Annotated in this window: 6 protein-coding genes and 1 pseudogene; 4 read left to right on the forward strand and 3 right to left on the reverse strand. The window is 66.8% G+C overall.

Going from position 1 to position 5,947, the window contains the following annotated elements; translation table 11 throughout:
- On the reverse strand, positions 1-848 hold an 848-nt coding region (locus G582_RS0113170), incomplete at its 3' end, for a transposase zinc-binding domain-containing protein (protein WP_248642812.1).
- 433 nt (positions 849-1,281) lie between these two features.
- On the opposite strand from G582_RS0113170, the gene G582_RS18240 reads away from it, so the two are divergent.
- The 4 genes from G582_RS18240 to G582_RS16745 all read left to right on the forward strand — a co-directional run bounded on the left by G582_RS18240 (position 1,282) and on the right by G582_RS16745 (position 4,557).
- Positions 1,282-1,857 (forward strand): DUF6448 family protein, encoded by a 576-nt coding sequence (locus G582_RS18240; protein ID WP_051247254.1) that lies wholly within the window; start codon positions 1,282-1,284, stop codon positions 1,855-1,857.
- Complete coding sequence (gene lepB, locus G582_RS17710; protein ID WP_169380652.1) at positions 1,829-2,527, forward strand: signal peptidase I; 699 nt, start codon at positions 1,829-1,831, stop codon at positions 2,525-2,527. Before G582_RS18240 ends, lepB begins: the two co-directional genes overlap by 29 nt.
- A 7-nt stretch (positions 2,528-2,534) precedes the next feature.
- On the forward strand, positions 2,535-3,695 hold the full coding sequence (locus G582_RS0113180) for a helix-turn-helix domain-containing protein (protein WP_028840218.1): 1,161 nt from the start codon (positions 2,535-2,537) through the stop codon (positions 3,693-3,695).
- 226 nt (positions 3,696-3,921) lie between these two features.
- Entirely contained in the window at positions 3,922-4,557 is a 636-nt protein-coding gene (locus G582_RS16745) for a DUF6448 family protein (RefSeq protein WP_038054239.1), read from the forward strand.
- Positions 4,558-5,197: 640 nt separating this feature from the next.
- On the opposite strand, the gene G582_RS16750 is transcribed toward G582_RS16745, so the two are convergent.
- Positions 5,198-5,506 (reverse strand): hypothetical protein, encoded by a 309-nt coding sequence (locus G582_RS16750; RefSeq protein ID WP_051247256.1) that lies wholly within the window; start codon positions 5,504-5,506, stop codon positions 5,198-5,200.
- A gap of 239 nt (positions 5,507-5,745) precedes the next feature.
- Positions 5,746-5,947: pseudogene (locus G582_RS18245) on the reverse strand (IS91 family transposase); the annotation flags it as partial.

The following is a 5,947-nucleotide window of genomic DNA, read 5'->3' on the forward strand; positions in this document are numbered from 1 at the left end:
GTCATCGAACTCATCCGCAGCCCATCCATGCCGTCGTCGCTACCCGCGCTGTCGGACAGGAACACGGATTCGTCCTCGCCTTCCAGCCAGCCTTTGCGCGTCAGGTGCCGGCAGACGCGATGCGCGATAGTGTTGGCGAGCTGCGTCAGTTGCGCAGAGGTGGGGGCACGGGCGCGGCGCAGGCGCGGCTTGCGCCGCGGGGGCTCGACGTTCGCGTCGTACACGCCGTCGAGCCACAGCATGTGGAAGTGAACATTCAGGTTCAGCGCGCTGCCGAAGCGCTGGATCAGGGTCACCGCACCGCATTGCGCCGTATCCCGCGGCACGCCGGCCTGATCGGCAAGCCAACCGGCGATCACACGATGCACGATGCCCAGCACCGGGCCGATCGCCTCAGGCTTGCTGGCGAACAGGAAGCGCAACGGGTAGGGGAAACTCAGCACCCATTGCCGCACCGGCCGCGGGCCGAACACCTCGTCCACCAGATGCCGCGCCGACTCGGCCATGCGCCGCGCGCCGCAGCTCGGGCACAGCCCGCGCTTCTTGCAGGAATACGCCACCAGCCTCTCGGCACGACAGTGCTCGCAGACCACGCGCAGGAAGCCGTGCTCGAGCACGCCGCAGCGCAGGTAGGTCTCGAACTCCTCGCGCACATACTCGGGCAGCGGGCGGTCTTCTACCTCACGGCGCGCGAGAAAGTCCGGCCAATGCGCCTGCACCAGCGAATACAGCAGCGTGCGCTCGGGACGGTGAGGCGCATAGCGAGCCGTGGGCAGATGCGCTGCCGGCGACGTTGCGTGCGCCACGGCATCCTGCAGCTGCGACACGGTCGCGGCGAGGCGCGGCACGAAACACTCCGGTGCAGGGAATGGCTGCTCAGGCTTGCGCCCGCCCCGGCCGGTTCATATCGGCCTTTGTGCGCGCCCGCGAGGGAGCGCCGGGAGACCTGCCGATCAGAATTCGAACACGCACTGCCATCCGACGGCATCGACGCACTACGTGCACGCCGACCAACAGCGCGCCTGGGCAGCGAACGTTTTCGTGCGCAAGTCGAGGCGTGGACCCAGCGCGCCGCAGCCCTGAAAACGCGGCGGCGTCCAAGCGCTGGCGATAGATGAACCCGGGCTCTTTTCCCGCCTTGTCCGACCCCGCTTCCTGAGCCGCGATGACGCTCGCGACGCCGGGTTGACCTGCATCAAGGCTTCAATGTCTGAACCGATGCAGAGTGGAGACGTGGGCACTGGCTACCCACCTGCGTCATTCAAAGAAGGAGTCGTCGCCATGAGCATGATCCGCCGCGTTACTTCCGCCGTCCTATCCTTGGGCGCGCTTCTCGTCCAGCCCGCCTTTGCCCACTGCGACACCGAGGACGGGCCCGCCGTACAGGACGGTTACCGGGCGCTGGAAACCGGCAACGTCAACTACGCGCTGAAGTGGGTCTTTCCGGAGGGAGAGGATGAGGTGCGCGCAGCCTTCGACGCCGCGCTGGCCAGCCGCGCCGGTCCCCAGTCTGCGACTGCCGACCGCCATTTCCTGGAAACGCTGGTGCGGGTCCACCGGCTGGGCGAGGGTGCCGGCTATGAGGGCATCAAGCCCACGGGTACCGAACTGCCGCCCGAGGTCGTCGCTGCGGACGTCGCCCTGGACATCGGCACGATCAATCCCCTGCGCGGGCTGATCGCCGGAGACCGCTGGGACGAACTGGAGAAGCGCTTCAATGTCGCGCTCAGCAAGAAGAAGTTCGACGTCGACGACCTCACCGCCGCCCGCGAGTATGTCGCCGCCTATGTCAGCTACTTCAAGTACGCCGAGGGCGAGGACGAGCACCATGGTGGACACGACCACGGGCGGCACTAACGCCGCCTCGATGATGCCTCGCAGCCTTCCACTGTGGCTGACCCGGGTGCTATCGAACTCGATGGCACCCGGGCTACGCGACGGGCAGTTGGTCCTAACCCTGCGGCCCCGGCGCAGGCATTGCTTCCGCCGGGGCGCGGTGGTTGCGGTCGACTCGCGCGAGGTCGGTCGCCGGATCGTCAAGCGCATCATCGGACTGCCCGGCGAGCGCGTACGCATGGAGGGGGGCCGGGTCTGGCTGGACGGGCAACGCCTGGCCGAGCCGTACGCGTCGGCGTCGGCGTCGGCTTATCAGGGCACGTTCGACGTGCCCGAGGGACACTACCTGCTGCTGGGCGACAACCGGGATGCGTCAAGCGACTCCCGCACCTGGCGCAACCCGTACGTGGGTCGAGGTGAGATCGCGGGCGTGCTCCTCCATAAAAATCGAAAAATAGGGTCAGGTTCATTTCCTGCTCTCCGGCGCGCCTCATGCCGATGGCGGCAGAGTCTGCCGCAGCGGATAAATGAACCCGACCCCTTTTTTGAGTTTTCATCGTTGACCAGGATCAAGGCAGCGGTGGCGAGACGAGTTAGGCTGCGCCTGCCCCCAGCTCAGCACCGCCATGACGCCAACGCACTGTCGCCACCCGCGTGCCCCGCGCGGGATCTGGTGAGAAGCCAACGGTAACGCCGCAATGGTGTTCTCGCCGATTGATGTCCTGCTAGCGACCAGCATCCTGCAGTCCCTGGCGCTGGCGGCCTTCCTGTTGCTGCCGGAAAACATCCGTGTGCCAAGCAACCAATTGCTGGTCGCCACGCTGGTCAGCTTCGCCTTCGGCCTGGGCGAAATCCTCGCGTACGGGACCGGACTGACGATGCGGCATCCGGGCCTGGCCTACGTCGGTACGCTGGTGGGATTGCTGCAGGCGGGCACGCTGTACCTGTACGCACACTCGCTCATGTTCCGCGACTTCCGCCTGCGCCCGGCGCATGTGATCCACACCACGCTGTTCTGGGTGGTCGCGGCGATCCTGGTGGTGGAGTACTACCGTCAGCCGACCGCGGTGCAGCTGCAGATCCTGCAGCGGCAGGACTACCCCGGGATGCTGACCTCGCCGGTGCTGGCGGTGGCGATCCACGTGGTGGTGCTGGGATACCTGTACGCGACGATCCGCGCGCTGTCGCGGTTCGGGGTCGGCATCCGCCATGTGTTCTCCAGCATCGAGAACCGGCAGCTGTCGTGGCTACGCTCGCTGCTGATCGGCTATTCGGCGGTGTGGACGGTCAGCCTGCTCTACTGCCTGTCCGCGCATGTGGTCAGGAATCCGGCAAGCACGCGCTGGATCGTGGGGATCGCCGGCGCCGTCGGTTTCGTCTTCATCAACTATCTGCTGCTCAACGCGCTGCGCCAGCCTGCGCTGTTCAGCGGGCTCGGGGCCGAAGAGGCCGCGCTGCTGGAGGAGGTCCAGGCCCCTGCGCCCGCAGCGGCGACCGGATACCAGGACCCGGTGCTCGAGGCCCGCCTGCAGCAGCACATGCGTCAGGCGCGCCCGCATCTGCGCTCCAACCTGACGCTGGCGCAGCTGGCGCGCGAACTTGCGGTGTCACCGCGCGAGCTGTCGCGGCTGCTCAACCAGGGCTTCGGCACGAACTTCTTCGAATTCATCAGCAGCCACCGCCTGGAGGAAGCCAAGGTCTTGCTGGCGGACCCGACAGCCACCGACTCGATCCTGACGGTGATGTACGAGTCGGGCTTCAATTCCAAGTCGGTGTTCAACACGCTGTTCCGCAAGTCCACCGGCATGACCCCCAGCCAGTACCGCACGCAGCATCTGCAGGCTCGCGCGGAGCCGTGAGCGCCGGTTATCGGCACCCGGCCGGTTCGAGTTCGGGCCGTCGCGGAAATCGAACTTTCAAGTCATTGTTCCATAAAGCAAATGACCACTACGGCGATCGGTTCGAAGTCGCGTCGTCGAACGACACCGCGGGTGCGCGGCCCCATCCTGCATGGCAAGCACTACACCGGTGGCGCATCCAATCGCGGCGTCCGGTGACCCCCAGGAATGCCAACAGGAGAACACCATGACTTTCCCCGTCCTTCGCAAGAGCCTGCTCGCCGTCGCCCTCGTGGCAGCCGCGAACCTCGCCTGGATCGGCACCGCGTCCGCGCACTGTGATGCGGTCGATGGTCCGGTCATCACCGCCGCCGCCGCGGCACTGCAGAACGGCGACGTCACGCCGCTGCTGAAATGGGTACCGGCGGCCGACGAGGCCGCGATCCGCAGCGCCTTTGCCGATGCCCGCAAGGTGCGCAAGCAGGGGCCGGATGCGCGCAAGGTCGCCGATCTGCACTTCTACGAGGCGCTGGTGCAGGTGCACCGCGTATCCGAAGGCGCACCGTTCACCGGCATCAAGCCCGCGGGCGGGATCCAGCCGGCCATCGCCGCCGCCGATACCGCGCTGGAAAGCGGCAACATCGACCCGCTGATCGCCGAGATCACCGGTGCGGTCGAACATGGCATCCGCGAGCGCTTCCAGGCCGCCCGCTCGACCCGCGACACGGCCGACCGCAGCACCGACGACGGGCGCGAATTCGTGGCTGCCTACGTGCAATACGTGCATTACCTGGAGAAGCTGCATGACGTCGCCGCCGCAAGCACCGCGCCGCACACGGCGCCGGAGTCGCCCGACGCAGCGGCGGGCACACACGCACACTGACCCTCGGACACGGCCGGGGACACTGAAGCAACCGGGGTCGTCCCGCTTCACCGCGTTCACGGGCAGCCGGCTGCACTGCGGCCGGCTCTGCCGTCCGGACGTTCGCCACGGTCTGCGGGACCGGACGGGTGGGACGCAATCACTGCGGGGGTGGCGCTTGGGGGCTTGCTGGTAGACGGCATCCAGTGCACCTGGTCCTTCGGCTATTACAAAGGTCCCGGGATGCGGATCGCCCGTGCGGGCGCCGTCACTGCGCTCGCGCCTCTGGGGCGGAGCCTTGCTCGCGGCTTGGGCCGTGGCGAAAAACTGGGTTCACTATTTCGCCGTCCGGGTCAATGTGCACAAACCACTTCCCCCTGTTGCCGGGCATCCGGAATCGCGTTGACCCGCTTCACCGGCTTCCGCAGTGTTTCAATTCGAGGCGGCACCGCTGCCTCCGTCACCCTATGGGATCTGGCGGCTCGCGCCGCCCACGCAATCTTCTGCGAACAGGAAGCGAAACCCGCGTATGCCGTAATAATCGAAAGGCCTGCGCCGCATGGGGCCCCGAGGTATCGGCAGGCCCGTGATCACGCCGCGCTCCCATCGCCCACCGTTATCCAGGCAGCGGCCCTCGCGCTTTCCCGCGGCTTAGCGGGACTCAATCATCGTCGCCCCGGTCGCCGTCACGGCCTGCTCCGCCACGGATGTCGTGTTCGTCCGCGCTGCGGTGGCATTCGACGCAATTGGCGAAGTTGCGGATACCTTCCTCGACATGCTTGCTCCGGATGTTGGCGGGCGTATGTTCGTGGCAGCCATAGCAGGTATAGCGACTGTAGTCGTTGCGCGCGTGGCAGGTGATGCATTGCGTGTTGTGGTCGCGGTCGAGACGAAAATAAAGGTTGTGGTCGAAAGTCGCAGGCAGCCATTTATCCTGGCGATGGCATTGTCCGGGGTATAGGAAGTTCAACCGCCCTTTTTGGCGAGTCTGGCGGGTAGGAAGCGGCCGCGCAAGCGCCGCTTTGGGCACAGATCGGGCACAGATCGGGGGTTCATGCGTGGGTTTTCGACATCGCGGGGCCACGCAGCGGCTCAGTGCGTAGCCATTTCTCACCGAATCCCGGCACAGGGCCGAGCGCAGCCCTGCGGGGTCGTGGCCGCATCGGATCGGACTCTGGCTTGGCTGCCGGCTGTGTGGCCGGCACCTCGTCACGCGGCCGGCGGCGGCGCGCGCGCTGCGGGCCGGTAGTGCGCTTGCTCCAGCGCGCCGTGCTTCTCGAAGTGGGCGAGGATGGCGCGGATGGCGGTGGGTTCCTCGATGCTGGCGACGATCCGTACCGCGCCGCCGCAGTGGGCGCAGGTGGTGATGTCGATGGAAAAGACCCGCTTGAGCCGTTGCGCCCAGCTCATC

This window comes from Thermomonas fusca DSM 15424, assembly GCF_000423885.1.
Taxonomy (GTDB): Bacteria; Pseudomonadota; Gammaproteobacteria; order Xanthomonadales; family Xanthomonadaceae; genus Thermomonas; species Thermomonas fusca.